This is a genomic window from Methylobacter sp. Wu1, assembly GCF_036553575.1.
Taxonomy (GTDB): Bacteria; Pseudomonadota; Gammaproteobacteria; order Methylococcales; family Methylomonadaceae; genus Methylobacter.
The window spans coordinates 51,024-67,295 of the sequence record NZ_JAZHOC010000085.1 but is presented as its reverse complement, the minus strand read 5'-3'; the positions used below and the strand labels follow the sequence as shown (position 1 = coordinate 67,295).

General features: G+C 49.7%; 13 protein-coding genes and 1 other RNA gene. 9 read left to right on the top strand and 5 right to left on the bottom strand.

Going from position 1 to position 16,272, the window contains the following annotated elements; all coding sequences use genetic code 11:
• Window positions 1-3 precede the first annotated feature (3 nt).
• Complete coding sequence (locus V2P20_RS20095) at window positions 4-726, bottom strand: HisA/HisF-related TIM barrel protein (protein ID WP_331821537.1); 723 nt, start codon at window positions 724-726, stop codon at window positions 4-6.
• A gap of 102 nt (window positions 727-828) precedes the next feature.
• Between V2P20_RS20095 and V2P20_RS20090 the strand changes: the two genes are divergently transcribed.
• From V2P20_RS20090 to V2P20_RS20070, 5 genes are all read left to right on the top strand, one after another.
• Window positions 829-1,824 carry an ATP-grasp domain-containing protein gene (locus tag V2P20_RS20090; RefSeq protein ID WP_331821535.1) on the top strand — a complete coding sequence of 332 codons (996 nt, stop codon included), beginning with the start codon at window positions 829-831 and terminating at the stop codon, window positions 1,822-1,824.
• Window positions 1,814-2,860, top strand: a complete 1,047-nt coding sequence (locus tag V2P20_RS20085; RefSeq protein WP_331821533.1) for a hydantoinase/oxoprolinase family protein — start codon at window positions 1,814-1,816, stop codon at window positions 2,858-2,860. Before V2P20_RS20090 ends, V2P20_RS20085 begins: the two co-directional genes overlap by 11 nt.
• A gap of 131 nt (window positions 2,861-2,991) precedes the next feature.
• Window positions 2,992-4,368 (top strand): aminodeoxychorismate synthase component I, encoded by a 1,377-nt coding sequence (gene pabB, locus V2P20_RS20080; RefSeq protein ID WP_331821531.1) that lies wholly within the window; start codon window positions 2,992-2,994, stop codon window positions 4,366-4,368.
• Window positions 4,365-4,955, top strand: coding sequence for a uridylate kinase (locus V2P20_RS20075; protein ID WP_331821529.1), 591 nt, complete (start codon window positions 4,365-4,367; stop codon window positions 4,953-4,955). The genes pabB and V2P20_RS20075 overlap by 4 nt, the downstream gene beginning before the upstream one ends.
• Complete coding sequence (locus V2P20_RS20070) at window positions 4,916-5,608, top strand: DUF2959 domain-containing protein (RefSeq protein WP_331821527.1); 693 nt, start codon at window positions 4,916-4,918, stop codon at window positions 5,606-5,608. The genes V2P20_RS20075 and V2P20_RS20070 overlap by 40 nt, the downstream gene beginning before the upstream one ends.
• A 30-nt stretch (window positions 5,609-5,638) precedes the next feature.
• Here the strand turns inward: V2P20_RS20070 and V2P20_RS20065 are convergent, their stop codons facing one another.
• Window positions 5,639-6,061 carry a hypothetical protein gene (locus V2P20_RS20065; protein WP_331821525.1) on the bottom strand — a complete coding sequence of 141 codons (423 nt, stop codon included), beginning with the start codon at window positions 6,059-6,061 and terminating at the stop codon, window positions 5,639-5,641.
• Between the two features lie 116 nt (window positions 6,062-6,177).
• Between V2P20_RS20065 and V2P20_RS20060 the strand changes: the two genes are divergently transcribed.
• From V2P20_RS20060 to ssrA, 3 genes are all read left to right on the top strand, one after another.
• Complete coding sequence (locus V2P20_RS20060) at window positions 6,178-7,917, top strand: GTPase (protein ID WP_331821523.1); 1,740 nt, start codon at window positions 6,178-6,180, stop codon at window positions 7,915-7,917.
• On the top strand, window positions 7,898-9,520 hold the full coding sequence (locus tag V2P20_RS20055) for a GTPase (RefSeq protein ID WP_331821522.1): 1,623 nt from the start codon (window positions 7,898-7,900) through the stop codon (window positions 9,518-9,520). The genes V2P20_RS20060 and V2P20_RS20055 overlap by 20 nt, the downstream gene beginning before the upstream one ends.
• A 100-nt stretch (window positions 9,521-9,620) precedes the next feature.
• Window positions 9,621-9,997, top strand: a transfer-messenger RNA (tmRNA) gene (gene ssrA / locus V2P20_RS20050).
• Window positions 9,998-10,429: 432 nt separating this feature from the next.
• On the opposite strand, the gene V2P20_RS20045 is transcribed toward ssrA, so the two are convergent.
• The 3 genes from V2P20_RS20045 to V2P20_RS20035 form a co-directional block, all read right to left on the bottom strand.
• The gene (locus V2P20_RS20045) at window positions 10,430-11,755 is read right to left on the bottom strand and encodes an ATP-binding protein (RefSeq protein WP_331821520.1); all 1,326 of its coding nucleotides are present in this window, start codon (window positions 11,753-11,755) and stop codon (window positions 10,430-10,432) included.
• 464 nt (window positions 11,756-12,219) lie between these two features.
• Window positions 12,220-12,828 carry a hypothetical protein gene (locus V2P20_RS20040; RefSeq protein ID WP_331821518.1) on the bottom strand — a complete coding sequence of 203 codons (609 nt, stop codon included), beginning with the start codon at window positions 12,826-12,828 and terminating at the stop codon, window positions 12,220-12,222.
• Window position 12,829: 1 nt separating this feature from the next.
• Window positions 12,830-16,057, bottom strand: coding sequence for a DUF4157 domain-containing protein (locus V2P20_RS20035; RefSeq protein WP_331821515.1), 3,228 nt, complete (start codon window positions 16,055-16,057; stop codon window positions 12,830-12,832).
• Between V2P20_RS20035 and V2P20_RS20030 the strand changes: the two genes are divergently transcribed.
• Window positions 16,041-16,271, top strand: a complete 231-nt coding sequence (locus V2P20_RS20030; RefSeq protein ID WP_331821513.1) for a hypothetical protein — start codon at window positions 16,041-16,043, stop codon at window positions 16,269-16,271. The two genes, V2P20_RS20035 and V2P20_RS20030, sit on opposite strands and share 17 nt — an antisense overlap.
• Window position 16,272 lies beyond the last annotated feature (1 nt).

Below are 16,272 nucleotides of genomic sequence, written 5' to 3'. Positions count from 1 at the left end.
ATGTTAAAAATACCCCGATTCGTCGGGGTATTTTTTTGCCTGAAGGTTTTTGATATCGTCGGCGCTCAGGTGCCCTGAATGCAGCGCGCTTGCGACCAGCGCCTGTTTCACGCCTATTTCGTTTAAATCCATTAAATCCTGCTTATTCCTGACGCCGCCTGCGGCAATAAAGTTTTTGTCCGGGTATTGCCTGCAAAACTGAGCCAATTTGTGCAGATCAGGGCCGCTATGACTGCCCACGCGCGCCAGAGTCATGATGATAATGTGATCGGGCCACAGGCTTGGGCTGCTGAACAAGGATCTTGCCCCTAGCGCACTAGATGACGAATAATCCAGAGATAGAATAAAGTTGTTGCCGAAAGCCTTGATTTCATCAATTGTTTCATCCTGAAAAGATTCACTGCCCAGCACCGGCATATAATTGCCGGGCCGGCCTCTGCGTTGGCTATGGTTCTGATAGCCGCTATCCACCCAGAACGTCAGCTTCGGGAAACGAGCCAGCACCTTATCAATTAATTGTTCATGATTGCCTCGATGCGTAATCGCATTCAGGTCGGCAATATAAAAAGTAGAGAAATCATGAAGATTTAAAAATGCCTGGATAACACTATCAATATCCGGTGAGCTGCATAAGCGGGTATTAATGGGCTGATATTGGTCGCGCCTGCCTTGTCTGGCATGCACGACGACGCCGTCTTTCAAATCGATGACCGGGATAGTTTTCATGGATAACTGTTATACCGTAAAACAGGAGGGTGCGGTAAATGGTACAATAGGCAAATTAATTCATGGCCTTGAACGGCTAATCTCTTGTTGATCGTTTAAATTGTGAAAATTCTGGTATTTGAGTATATCACGGGCGGCGGCTTTAATAAGCAGGCGTTGCCTGGCTCGCTGGCGCGAGAAGGCCGTCTCATGCTGCAGGCTTTGCTCGATAATCTGGCAGCGATAGACGGCATCGAGCTGGTTGTGATGCTCGATGAACGGTTGGTTGGGTCAGTCAGTACCGGCGGCGCTATAGCTACTATCAAGCCGGAGAACGACGTTACGGAAGAATTTTCGCGCCTAGTCGAACAGTGCGATGCGGTATGGCCGGTTGCGCCGGAATTCGACGGGATTTTACAGGTATTGTGCCAAAGGGTTGAGCAGTCGGGCAGGATTTTATTGACATCGCCGGCCAATGCCGTGGCCATGACCGGCAATAAACTCAGGACTTATGAACGGCTCCAGCAGCACGATATCGCGACCGTTGCGACGCGCTTGTTCGATACCGCCGAATACCAACCCGGAGAATGGATCGTCAAATCCATTGATGGCGTAGGCTGTGCCGAAAGTTATCTGATTGAAGACCGGCAGGACTTCGCGGCGATTTCGTCACAGCTGCCGGATAAAGCCCGGTTTATTTTCCAGCCTCATATTCAGGGCGAAAAGACCAGCTTGTCCTGTCTGTTCAGTCAGGGCCAAGGCTGGCTGTTATGCGTTAATCTGCAGCGCTTCGAGATCATCAATAAGCAATATCAGTTAACCGAATGCGTAGTTAATTATAGGACTGACTTTACTCCATACCGGGAGTTAGTGCAGGCTATAGCCCAAGCTTTTCCTGAATTGTGGGGATATGCGGGAATCGATCTGATAGAAACCGCAGAGCAGATCTATGTGCTGGAAATAAACCCGCGCCTGACCACGTCATTCACGGGCATTTACAATGGCCTGGGCGTTAATGTCGCCGAGCAGGTCTTGCAGATGCTGAACGGCGAGCCGCGGATACATCCGGTGCGCAGTCAATCAATTGTAGTAAAGGTAAGGGAGACAGATGCAGCTTAATATAATCGGCTGGGATATCGGCGGGGCCCATGTCAAGGCGGCCGTCGTCAATGAGGCTGGCGACATTATCGATGTGTTTCAGCAAGCCTGTCCGTTATGGAAGGGGATGGAACAATTGCATCAGGCTGTCGGCGCGATCTTGTCGCAATTACCTGTGGCCCAGTATCTGCACGCCGTTACCATGACCGGCGAATTGGTCGATTTATTCGCGAGCAGGGATGATGGCGTCAGGCAAATCATCAAGGTCATGAAAGAACTGCTCCCTGAAGGCAAAATCCGGATTTTCGCCGGTAAAGAGGGCATGCTCGATCTTCAAGCTGTTGATGACAGGCACTATGAAGCGATTGCATCCGCCAACTGGCTGGCCAGTGCTGCATTTGCCGCTCGAAAACTTGAAAGCGGCCTGTTTGTCGACATAGGCAGCACCACGACCGATATTCTGCTGCTGCAGGACGGCCAGGTGCAAGCGGCAGGTTATACCGACTACCAGCGCCTGATCTCCGGGGAACTGGTTTACACCGGCATCGTCAGAACGGCTGTGATGGCGGTCGCGCAGACGGTGTTTGATAAGGGGCGCGAAGTCGGCTTGATGGCCGAATATTTCGCCACAATGGCCGATGTCTATCGCGTCACAGGCGAACTTGATGAACTGCATGACCAAACCGAAACGGCCGACGGCGGAGAAAAGACCGTCATGGCCAGCGCCAGACGGCTGTCGCGCATGATAGGCTGCGATTTTAATAAAGACGAGCTGCCGCGCTGGCAGCAATTCGCCGGCCATATCCGCTCGCAACAGCTGCAAAAAATCCAGCGGAGTTGCGAAAGACAATTATCCCGTCATGATCTTGCTCAAAGCAGCCCGTTTATAGGCGCCGGAGTAGGGCGTTTTCTGGTCAGGCAGCTCGCATTGAATCTGGGCTGCTCTTACGTTGATTTCAGCGATTTGTTTCAGGTATCGGCCGCCCGGACAGGCTTGTCCCCAGCCGACTGCGCGCCGGCTGTTGCCGTTGCCCGTCTGGCCGGAGAGCTTTGTTAAATAGAACGACTGTTATAAAATTTCATCCAATCAGAATATCCATTTGTCGATGCCCTTCAAAAATCCATTCAACCGGTTGCGCTGCGAGTGCGCCGCTTGCTGATCCGTTTAGCCAATAAGACACAACCTAAATGTCGTCATCGAAACAACTTCATTTCCCGCTTCCTTATTTCAAAAACAGCGCAGATTTGTTTGCGCCGCTTGCCGGCCGTCCCTGGTCGGTTTTTCTCGATAGCGGTTATCCTTACAGCCAACAGGGCCGTTACGATATTATTGCGGCTGATCCCTTATGCACGCTGGTTACGCATGGCGATACGACCGAGATTACGCGTAACGGCGTATCCGTGCAGTCTTCTGAGGATCCGTTTGTATTGGTCAAGCAGCAGTTAACCGCGGATTTTCCTGCTATCGATGGCTTGCCTTTCAACGGCGGCGCCATCGGCTATTTCTCTTATGATCTGGCCCGACGCCTGGAGAAATTGCCTGTAATCGCCGAAGATGCCGAGCATATCGCCGAAATGGCGGTCGGCATTTATGAATGGGCGGTCATCGTCGACCATGATCAGCAAAAAAGCGCGCTGGTCGGGCATGTCGATGACGATCAAAAGTGGCAGGATTTAATTGAGCAGTTCCGCGTGTTGCCGGCAGAGCGTCAGGATCAGCCGTTCAATGTGCTCAGCGCTATTAAAGCCAATATGGACAAGGAGGCCTATGCCGAGGCTTTTTACCGCATCAAGCATTACCTGAAAGAAGGCGATTGCTATCAGGTCAACCTGACCCAGCGTTTCGCTGCCGACTGCGAAGGCGATCCCTGGACAGCCTATCTGGCATTGCGCGAATTGAACGCCGCGCCGTTCAGCGGCTATCTGAACCTGCCGGAAGCGCAGATTCTCAGTTCATCGCCGGAGCGGTTTTTGAAAGTAACGAACGGTGTCGTGGAGACTAAGCCGATCAAGGGCACGCGTCCGCGCAAACAGGATGACGTGGAAAATCAGCAGCAGATACAGGCGCTTAAAAACAGCAAGAAAGACCGGGCTGAAAATGTCATGATTGTCGATCTGCTGCGCAATGATCTCAGCAAGACTTGCAAAAAGGGCTCGGTTAAGGTGCCGGTTCTGTTCGATGTGGAAAGTTACGCCACCGTGCATCATTTGGTCAGTACCGTTACGGGCGAGCTGGCTGACGATCAGCATGCGCTGGATTTGCTGAGAAGCTGTTTCCCGGGAGGGTCGATTACCGGCGCGCCCAAGATCCGCGCCATGGAAATCATCGAAGAACTCGAGCCCAATCGGCGCGGCGTTTATTGCGGCTCCATAGGCTACCTGGGCTTTGACGGCAATATGGATACCAATATCGCGATCAGAACGCTGGTGCATTCGGAAAACACGATCCGCTTTTGGGCGGGCGGCGGCATCGTCAATGATTCGGTCATGGAAGATGAATATCAGGAATGCTTTGACAAGGCGGCGGCGATGATCAAATTGCTGCGGCGGTTCAGGCAAGAATGATCGTTGTCAAGCTGGGCGGCAGTCTGGCCGAATCGGGCGTGTTGGTTGCGTGCCTGGACGCGATCGAGCGGAAATATGCGGATGGCGTGGTGATTGTGCCCGGCGGCGGTGCTTTTGCCGACCAGGTCAGACTGGCCCAGCAGCACTGGCGGTTTGATGATGGCGCGGCGCATGCGATGGCGCTGCTGGCCATGCAGCAGATGGCTTTGCTGTTTAAAGGGCTCAAGCCTGCTTTTTCAATCGCAGGTTCAATTGCCGGCATCCAGGCGCAGTCGGCGCGGCAGAAGACGGTGATCTGGTCGCCCGATATTGCCGAGCTTGATAAGGCGGGAATCCAAGCCAGTTGGGACATTACATCGGATAGCCTGGCCGCCTGGCTGGCCGCGATGCTTTCGGCGGATGAGCTGATTCTGGTAAAGTCAGCGGTAATTGACGCCGGCCTCGACATTGATAAACTTGCCGAGCAAGGCATTGTCGATAAGGCGTTTTGCGGTTTTATAGCGCAGGCGCCGTTTACAGTTAAAATCATTAATCATCGAAGTTTCCAATGTCTGAATACAACAAATCGTTTACGAGCTTTCTGGTAAAAAAATCATTCGATTCGCTCAGCCGTTTTTTTTCAAAAAAATTCCGCAACGTTTATTACAGCGCCAGGGAATCGATAGGCGATCACAAGCGCACCATCGTCGTTTCCCAGGTCGAGCAGGCCTGCGTCAGTTTGCAGGATACTCGGGATGAGTTTCAGGATGCGCTGGAGCGTTTTAAGTCGCTGGTCACCGTCAGCGAGACCACGCTGGACCATAAATACAATCTGCTGAACAGACAATATCAGTTCTGCCGCGCCAAATCCGAGGCCGTCAGCGACAGAATCAGAGCAATAGAAGATGTCAGTGAAGCGCTGTTTATCGAGTGGGAAAGGGAGCTGGATGAATATACGAACCGCTCCTTGCGCAATCTGAGCAGGCAACAGCTGAAGGCGGCCAGACAAAATTATGCCCGGCTGATCAAATCCATGCGCAGGGCCGAAGCTAAAATCCAGCCGGTGCTGCTGGCATTCAAGGATCAGGTGCTGTACTTGAAACATAACCTCAATGCCCAGGCAATTGCGGCATTGAGGCATGAGTTTATTGAAATCGGCATAGACATATCGCAACTGATTCATGCCATGGAGCAAACCATTGCCGAGGCGAATCAGTTTGTTTCAACGCTGGTTGAACAAAAAGCGCTGCCTAGCCGGTGAGATTATGATTTGTAAAGGATATTGATAGCCTTATTTCAATTTATAGAGGACATTGTTTGCTTTGTCACGAGGATCTTCCTTGTGGCTCTTTTCCTGGTCTATTCGTTCCTGTCCAAATTTGGCAATCATTTCGTCCCAGCTTGAATATTGCTTATAGGCTTCAAAGCCGGCATTTTTACGTTCTTGATAAAGTTCCCGGCCTAAATTGATGACTTCCTGGGGTTCTTTGCCGTCAACCTTTGCAAGGAATTCATCGTCATCTTTGAAAGAATCGCGGATAGTCCAGAAAGAGACTTCAAATTCAATGCGTTGCTCGGCAGGCAAGCGATTTTTGATTACTTTGACGGATTTATAAGCCGTACGGGCATTGTGGCCGTTTATTTTCATGCCGTTGCTGCAGGCAATTAAGGTTGTGCAGGAAAGAATAATCAGCAGAGCATATAGTTTCTTCATAAGATAACCTCGAAGTTAAGTTCAGGTCCAAGTTGCGTTAGTTATAATTATTGCATTACACCCTGTCACCAAACAAAGTAAAATGGTGGGTTATTATAAACCCAAGCTAACTTTCTATGCTGGAATTTATCCAATTATTAAAACAGCGTTACCAGGCCGTTTTGAGTCAACCCGGCAATGAATCTGCCAAAATAAGTTATCAACAGCGGATAGATCAGCTTATTCTGGCGGAAGCCTTTATGCGTAAAGGCCAGCTTATCGCATCTACCCCTGAATACCCTTTGCAGATTACTGTTATTGGTCCGACTCAGGCAGGAAAGAGTTCACTGGTTAACCTGTTATTAAACAGCAATGTGGCCGGCGTGAGTCCCTTGGCAGGCTATACCGTGCATCCCGAAGGCTTTTGCAACGGCATCAGCCCGAAGGATTGCAGCGACTTGCAGCGTTATTTCGGCCGATTCCAGCAACTGCAGCAGGCGCATGCCCGGGCAGACCGTTATGATTGTTATTTATTGACCGAAAACACCACGGTGTCAAAGTATCTGCCGCCCAGCGTCCTTTGGGATACGCCTGATTTTGATTCGATAGATGCCGCGAATTACCGTGAGGGCCTGATCAGGACGATCGCACTGGCCGACATGATTATTCTGGCCGTCAGCAAGGAAAAATATGCCGATCAGTCGGTCTGGGATATCATGGCCGTACTCGAAGACCTGCATCAGCCGACGGTTATCTGTCTTAATAAGCTCGTTGAAGGCTCGGAATCATTGCTGATCCATTCACTGAAAGAAAAATGGCGCCACGCCAGAAACGATGAATTCCCCGAAGTCGTGCCCTTGTATTACCAAAAACAGACGGGCATGCCGGTCTGGCCGGAATCCCGGCAGAACCTGCTTATTCAAATGGCCAGCAAGATCAATCATAAGAAGCAGGCGCGCTATGAGCAGGAATTGCTTCAGAAGAACTGGCAATACTGGGTCGAGCCGGTCGTCGCCGAGCACCAGGCTTTAAAAGACTGGCAGGAGCTGGTCGATCAACTGATCAAACAGGCGCTGGAGAGTTATCAGCGTGATTACCTGAATCACCCGCATCATTACGAGACTTTTAAATATGCCCTGGCGCAGCTGCTGAATTTACTGGAGATACCGGGCCTGGCCGGTGTCTTGTCCGGCACGCGCAGAGTTTTGACCTGGCCGATCAGGCAAATCATGAAGCTGGGACGCAAACGGCAGCACATCGCCGACAGCAGCCACGAAGTCGCGCTGTTAAAGCAAATCGCCGAGCATATGTTGATTCAGATGGCGGACCGGCTCTTGGATAGAGCCGAACAGAACAGGCAGAACCCATGGTGGAAAGAAGCCAGCAGCTTGTTGCGCAGTCAGCGTCCGGAGATCTTGCAGGATTTCAGCGAGGCTGCGAGAAACTACCATATCGCTTTTCAACAGGATGTGGAAAACACGGCGCAACAGCTGTATCACAAATTGCAGGAAAAACCTGTGCTCCTGAACAGCCTGCGTGCCACGCGCGTCACTACCGATGCGGCCGCCATTGCGCTGGCATTAAATACCGGCGGCATAGGCATGCACGATCTGATTATTGCGCCGGCGATGCTGACAATCACGTCATTGTTGGCCGAAAGCGCCATCGGCAGTTATGTGCACAGAGTCGAGGCGGAATTGAAACAGCATCAGCTCAATACCGTCAAACAGTCCTTATTCATCGATGGCATGGGCAGGAAACTTTCCGCGCTGCCCAAACAGTTAACCCATCTTACACAGTTTAATATTGCACCCGAGCAGTTGCAGGCGGCCGAACACCAACTGAAAGAAAAGCGACATGGCTTACGATTACTCTGACTTAGTAGAACAAACAAAACGCTGGGCCGGGCAGGCTGCCGCTTCGGGCTGGATCAGCCAGGAGTCTGCCAGACAGTTATGCGAGTTCGACGCAAGAACGCCCGATACCCTGTTCGCGCATAGTGGCTCCCGGCCTCTGATTGTGGCTTTCATGGGCGGCACCGGCGTAGGCAAAAGCTCATTGCTGAACCGCCTGGCCGGCCAAGCGATTGCCCGGACCGGCATAGAGCGGCCGACATCGCGCGAGGTCACGCTGTACCATCACCGCAGCGTCGCCATACAGCATCTGCCCGAAAAACTGCCGATTGACCGTATTAAAATAGCCCAGCATGATGAGGAATCGAAAAAAAATATCATCTGGATCGATATGCCGGATTTTGACAGCACTGAGCAGAGCAACAAACAGCTGGTTCTGGAATGGTTGCCGCACATCGACGTGCTCGTCTATGTGGTCAGCCCCGAACGCTACAGGGATGAAAAGGCCTGGCGTCTGCTGCTCGCAGAAGGCGGCCGCCATGCCTGGCTGTTTGTTTTGAATCAGTGGGACAGGGGACAGACCGCCCAATATGAAGATTTCAAGCAGCAACTGCACAAGGCCGGATTTGACGAGCCGATCATATTCAAGACGGTTTGCGCGGAAGAACTGCAAGCCGATGAATTTGAATCGTTAAAAGCCACGATTGAATCGCTGGCGACCGAACATGTCATCGAGCAACTTGAACAAAGAGGCTTACAGGTCCGCAAGGACGACTTAAGGCAAAGACTGCAAAGCCAGATGCCATTGCTTGGCTCCAGCCAAGCTGTGCAGCAGACGCCGAAACTGTGGCAGGAACAGTGGCAACGCACCTCCGATATCCTGCAGCAAGGCATGGTCTGGCCGATACAGCAACTGGCCAATTATTATGCCGAACACGCAGCTGATTTAATTACCAATCCGGCCACAGGCAAATACTCGCCAACCCGCTCGGATGTACGATTGTGGGATGAGTGGGCGAGTGCGCGATTCGATGACGGTCTGGACGAATTCGTTTTGAATGTTGATCAGCAAGGCATTCCGGTTGCACCGCTTAAAAAGCGGTTGGCTCCGGTTCGCGAAAAGGCATCGAAAATCATTCAGGGCCAGAGCGAACTGGCTGTGCGGCAGGCGTTAGCCAATCCCGGCAATGTCATGCACCGCGCTTTTTTAAAATTCATGCGCTTGTGCGAGATTGTGCTGCCGCTCGCGGCCATCATCTGGGTCGGTTACAAGCTGTTCACCGTGTATTACACCAGCAACGCGGGCAATGAGGAATATTTAGGCGTCAATTTCGCCATTCATAGTACCTTGCTGATCGCCATTACCTGGCTGACGCCGTTTTTTATTTTGAAAAAAATGAAACCTTCGCTGGAAAAAACGGCCTTGCGGGGCCTTCAAAAAGGCCTGATTAACGGGCTCAGCATGATTGAATATGAAGTATCGGAAATTATAGAGACTTTCAGTCATCAACATGCCGAGCAGGTAAATCAGGTCGCCGACATTATTGAACATTGTAAAATTGATGGTAAGCATCGGGAACTATCCAGGGATGACAAGGGTCTTTTGACACGAATGCTAATTGAATAAGAGTTAGATAAAGGATTTTTCAGAGAGCTGAAAATTTTTTTAAAATGAATGGAATCTTTTTAGCAAAATTGACTCTTATCAATTACAATACGCAAGTTAAGGGGGCGACCTGGCTTCGACGTGGGTAGCGAAACCTTAAGTGCATGCCGAGGACTGTACACCTCGTAAATCCTACAGAAAAAAAGTATTCGCAAACGACGAAAACTACTCAGTGGCTTTAGCAGCTTAAAACCTGCACCACTTCTCTGACTGTTTGTGCTTATGCGAGCAGAGTTCTTCGGAACATTCAGGGATCATATTACATAAGATCGCGTTAGGGCTTAGTTCGGAGTCCGAAGCGCTAAATCCAATCGAAATCGCTGTTGATCCTCTTGGCCCGACGGGTAGTCAACAGTTAAATTAAAAGCGCGGGATAAGCATGTAGACCTTACGGCGGAGTGCTTGCGGACGCGGGTTCAATTCCCGCCGCCTCCACCAATTCCAAGAAAGCCGGCTGAGCCTGAAAGGGTGGCCGGTTTTTTTATGCCTTTAAAACAGTAATTTTCTGGCTGGATTCATTTATCCATCAATAAGGCCACAAACGGGGCCACATAGTCCGGCAAGTTAAATGTGAATCACCCCGCTTAATTTATGGAAAAACAATCGCGGTATCGATGCGTCAACACTTTTCCGGACATACGGAAGCCGCTTTATGCAGCAATTAGTAACCTGTGAGCGACCTATAGCCATTGGCCGAGTGAATCGCTCGCGGTTGTAAAAGACCTCAATATACTCGAATATCGCCTGTCTAGCCCCAGCTCGGTTTTCAAGGTATGGAAGAGGTTTTTAAAACACTGTTATCCCAGCGGTTGCCTTTACGGCCCATGCCATGCCGGACTAATAATGGTGTGTCAGCATATAATATAGTGGTTATATGATTTTTCCTTCTTTAACGAACTCTCGCTGAATGGCAAATTCCAATCGCTTTAAATCTAGCGTACTTGACTGGGATGCCAAGAGCTCGACGGCGCAGTAGTGAACAACATTCAATATGCCAGCGCCTGTCAGTTCATAACGGGCTGCAACATGCTGCCAGTCGATATCATCCGCAATCTTGATTTGGGATGGAAAAGTCTGGGCCCAAATTTTATGACGCTCTTCGAGACGGGGCATAGGAAAATGAATAATGGATTGAAAGCGTCGAATAAATGCATCGTCGATATTGGCGCGTTTGTTAGACGCTAAAATGACTAAGCCGTTGTGGTTTTCGATTCGTTGCAACAGGTAGGCTACTTCCTGATTGGCATATTTGTCGTGCGCATCGCGGATGTCAGTTCTTTTGCCGAACAGTGCATCCGCTTCGTCGAAGAACAAAATCCAGTTTTTGTTTTCGGCTTTATCAAACAGCCGCGACAGGTTTTTCTCGGTTTCGCCGATATATTTGGATACCACGCGCGACAAGTCGATACGGAATACGTCTCTGCCGGTATGCTTCCCCAGCAGCGTGGCGGTCAGGGTTTTGCCCGTGCCCGGCGGTCCGTAAAACAGCGCACGGTAGCCGGGTTTGATTTTTTTCTTCATGCCCCAGTCATGCAGTAGCGTGTCGTTATGATTGATCCAATTTTCGACTTCATGGATTTGCCGCAAAGTATTGGGGTGCAGCACCAGATCATCCCAGTCCATTTCGGTATCGATGTATTCTGCCGGAAAATCCAGGCTGAAACGAGGCTTGCTGATGGCGCCGATGGTAAGCTGTTCAATAATTTCAGGCTCGAGGATTAAGCGGCCGCTCATTATCGGTTCTCCTTCGCGCACCGGTTCAAGCCAGAGAATGCGTTTTTGCGCAAACCAATGTTCGCTGCTCAGGATTCGCTGAACCTCCAGGCGTTGTATAAGATTGTCGCCTGCGAGAATAAACTGCGCAGTTTCTCCGGTAGGGAGAATGCCCCGGTGGTTGGCCGCCTTGACACCACCGAATTCGGGGAAATCACCGCCTTCAGGGAAATGTTCGGCGATAATTTTACTGAAAAATCCGGGCTGCAGTTGCGGCACGATAGCCAGCATCAGCACCGCAAACTCTTCAAGACCGGGATTGTGGCTGGCTATGAATTGGGTCAGCCAAGAGTTTCCTGTATAGAAATTCAGTGGTTGCAGTTCGAAACTTTCAGTTTGCCCAAAATGCACTCGCAAGCGTCCTTCCAGGATATTTTTGAGCCACTCAAAGGCAAGTTGCAGGTTGGAAGCGTTTAAGTCCATTGTGTTGTCTTTTTACATAGTGATGATTATATGACTTATGTGGCGCAATATGCCGACGCTATTGCATGGCCATAGTTACAAGTCGATTTTTCGTTTTCGGAGGATGGACAAAAAACACTTAAGAATACCAAATTGTCGTCCAATCAACAGGATACGTTTGCGTTTCAGCAAATTGATCGTGAAAAATAACAACCGCCCGGCACAAAAATACGCCGATAATCCGGCGTAAAAACTCCTGTCATCAAATCAATCCGAAGATAATTCGTAGGGCGGTTTCGCGCCGGCAAGCCGCCATTTCAAGCAGGCCAGTAACATTGTGGGACATTACGGTTTAAGGCTCCGTTTGTTGGTGGATTGCCAAGGCAAATCCACCCTACAATTCATCCGCTACGTCCATAGTAGGTAAAAATGTTTCATTGTCATATATTGGGGGGCATTGGAAATATTTTTAATTTTTTATCAGCCTAAGAAAATTGCTTTAAAAAATCTTCTTTAAGTTTTTTAAGAATTAGATTTTGTTCTGATATGCCGTTGCTTTGGAAATGCAGTAGCGAAATAAGTTGGAAATAGGGTTGAATACGATCGTGCCATCCTGGAGTGTTTGTGTTTAGTATAAAACGATACAAGGAATCAATGGGAACTTGACTAATTCTGTTGGGCAAATTTTCAAATGAAATATCTTCTTTTTTTTTCTTTTTTACTGAATTGGATGGGTAATTTCCATTTAAATAGTAATTCAATAGCTTGTGATGCGCTTTAGAAGCGGCATCAGGTGGGGGAGACGATTTTGAAATAGTTTTGAATAGGTCGTATTGACTATTGCCAAACAGATGCAATGTACTGGCAAAGTTCATAATAAAACTAAATGTTCCATAATTTTTGTAATCAATTGTTTTCGCTTTGAGGCATTTTTGAAGCCAATAAGCAGACATTTGTATTGCATTGTCAATATAAAGAGGATCAAATGTCAGAGCAATCAATAAAGGAATCTCTGAAGCTGGGCAAGTTTCTTTCTCATCTCCCCATTCTTTCAGGTAATAATCTGCTTTACTTTTTAGTTCAGAATAAGTCATGTCAAATATTTTGCACTATGGGTTTGGGAATGTCTTTCACAATATTTCGGGCGTCTTCCAGGGTTAAACTATATGGTAATCCTGTGAGCAACTTGATCAGGTTCTTGGTAATCATTCCTTTCACTTTTGTGAGAGTGGCTTCACTAATTTTTGCTTTTCCAGCGACAAAATATATAACCGTTACATTGCCGGCTTTCAATGCGGCATCAAGGCGTTTGACAAGAGCCGCTGGATTGTCTTTCCGTTGCGCCAGGATATTCGCAGGAAGATTGGTTGTGGTCGCAGAAAAAGGATTGTCCCGACCCGCTTTAACGCCTTTATATGTAAAATAAATAGGTGACTTACCAAATGCACCTTTTGTGTCACCTATAACCACTTCATCTTGATTGTTCGTTGGATTTACTTGAATTCCTAGCTGGTCAAAACCACTGTTACTTAAAAGCTTGTCATCTTTAACTAGAGAAATAAATGTACTGTTATTATCTGCAAGCCATCTAGTTGCAGCTTTCTCTGCCTCCATCAGCTTTTTGTCATCACTTGTTACCTGCCAGGAGCCTTTTCCCTCATTCCAGAACCAAACTTTCACGTCGGCATCTTTACAATAGGTTCTCTTGTTTCCACTATGCGATTCTGCAGTATATTTAACTACTGGTTCTTTTGCACCAGGAGGTAATCCGTTCGGATCGTCATCGATTTCAACTTCTGTTCCTTTCTTAGGGTTGATTACAGCTTCTACTTGGTATTTTCCTTTTGAGACTTTTTCTGCCTTGATAGCAGTAAGTTGATATTTTGATTTCACTGAACTTAACTTCAAGCGCAGCTTAATAAAATTAACTTTGGTGCTTTTGGTGTAAGCTACAACTTCTTTAGAAGCATCATCTACCGCTTTTTGTTTTTGCTCTTCTGTCCGCTCATCCTTCTTATCCTTTTTCCCAAACAACTTCCCGAACAAGTCCTTCGCCTTCTTCACAACCCAGGCGAGAGCCGCATCGATGGCCTTATTGACGCCGCCGCGGGCTTTTGAGACGACTCCATTGATCTTGTCGGTGACTTTTCCCAGACCGACAAGCCCGGCGAGCAGGCTGATGGCGAGAGACAACATCCCTGCCAGCGCGTTGGATACCATAATGGCGGCTGATCGGATATTGCCCGCGGCGATTTGCATGATGGAGTTGACAAATCCCGCTACCACCGCCGCAATTTTTGACATCTTTGCCACTATCACCATGACGATGTCATAAATCGAGACAATTGCCGAGATAAAACCGGCGCCGGGAATAAACATGGCGACGAGTTTGGGAACGGCTTTTGTAATGATGGCATTGGTTACAAAACCGATGATCCCACTGACGACCGTATCCTTGAGGTCGGCAAGTTTCTCCTGGATCATCTCCCAGATCGCAACCGGCCCGCCATTTTTCAGTTTGACAATAATTTCATAGCCTTTTTCAACCCCGTTTTCGATCCCTGACATAATCGCTTCGCCCTTAGGCCCCATTGCCTTGACAATTTTTGCGCGGATATTGGGCCAGGTAATGCCCAGCACGCTGAGCACAAACTTGCCCAATTCCGGCAGTGAAAGCGCTTTGGGAATATATACGCCATTGAGAGAACCGGTCAGCCAATCGATCAGTCCGGCTTTAAGGTGAGTGCCGATATTGCCGGCAAACGTTTCAAAGCCGGCTTTGGCTGCTTTTGCCAGATTGCCGACAAAAGGCAATGGGTTTTTCAGTATGCTCTTGAGAGCGGCGCCTGCGCGTTTGACATAGGCCATCGCGCCCGGCTTGACGGAGTCGAAGATAATTTCCAGCAGATTCCAGACGGCGTTGCCCGCCCAACTGATGAACTTGCCGGCGAAACCGCCGAATACCGATTTGAGCTTGTTAAAAGCGTTCGGCAACAGCACGATATCGATAAACTCCAATGCCTGGAAGGCGGCGATGAACAGCGCCGGAACCTGTTGTACAAAGCCTTTTACCGTACCCAAGGCATTCTGGAACCAGGCCCATGCGCGCGCAATGGCATTGGCTTTCTGCATGTTTTGCCAGACTTCTTCCTGGCCGATCAATTTCATGAACGGACCGATCAGGTTTTCGGCCGTCTGCGGTACCGGCTCGCCACTTATCGGGTCCTTGCCCAGGACGGCGCACAACAGATCGTAACCATTGGGGGCATTGGCCTTGGCGAACGCAGCGATGGGTTTGAGAATGGCGTCCTTGACCAAAGTGATCATGCCATCTTTAAGTCCAACGGCGAATGCCTTGATCTGTCCAATAGGCGCAGTGACGATTTTTTTGCCGCGCTCCCATACTGCACCGGGGTCGGCGAGGTCAGTGACTGAGAATTTTTTGACGAACTGTTTGATGTCCTGCCAAATATTGCTGCCGATGTCGCTCAGCGCGGCGAACTGCTGCGCGGCGAACACGCTGACCTTGTCGAATACGCCGTGGTTGGCCAGCGCCTGGGTGATGTAGGCGCCGCCCGGCATCATTTCGATGGCGCCTTTGAGAATGTTGCCGGCGCTGCGGTCGACGGCGGCCCGGGTAATCGGGTTGTAGCCGATGACCACAGTGAGCATCGTGAAACCGGGAATCGCAGCGGCGTTATCAGCGATAAAGCCTAGAGCCTTATCGATCAGGTATTCGAGCGGGTTCAGACTATCCAGGAGGCCTCGCTGCACAGGCGGAGGCGTAGCCGTAGTGCTGACCTGCGGGCTGCGCTGTATGGCATGGCCTTGCTGGATGGTATGGGTCAATTCGTGGGCCAGGAGTTGTTTGCCGTCGCTGCCGCCGGGCTGGTACTGGCCCCGGGAGAAAAAGATGTGGTTTTTATGGGTGAATGCCCGCGCGCTCAATTGGCTGCTAAGGCTTGCGGATTCGGGGTCGCTGTGGACGCGCACGTTGCTAAAATCGGCATTGAACCTTGGCTCCATGTAGTCGCGGATATCGCTGGGGAGCGGTTGCCCGCCTGTGGTTTTGTTTTGAATCGCCGATTGTATGCCTGAATTTACAGTAGGAGCGCCGGCGCTATCTTTACGTTGGAGCTTTTCTTCGGCAGCCGGGGCTTTCTGTATCTTTTCGTCCTCTTTTTTCTGAAGCTTCTCCTCAGGCATGACTGCTTTCTGTATTTTTTCTTCTTCCTTTTTCTGTAATTTTTCTTCCGGTTGGCGCTGAAGTTTTTCTTCTTTTGTCGGCGCCGGGGCTGGCATGCGCATGACTTTGTCGGCCATCTTATCGGCTTCCTGCTCGAACTTGTCGCCGGGTTTGTTCACCGCCATTTTCATCTGCACGGAGGCGGTGAAAGACTGGCTGGCCGGCGCGAAAAAGTCACCGCCGCCTGCTTTGGCGAAAAAAGGCTGGCTCGGCGTTTGGGTTGCCGTCTTTGAGGCAGTGCCGGTCGATTTTTCTGAGCTCGATTTCATCTTCTTCTACCCGTCAACATGAG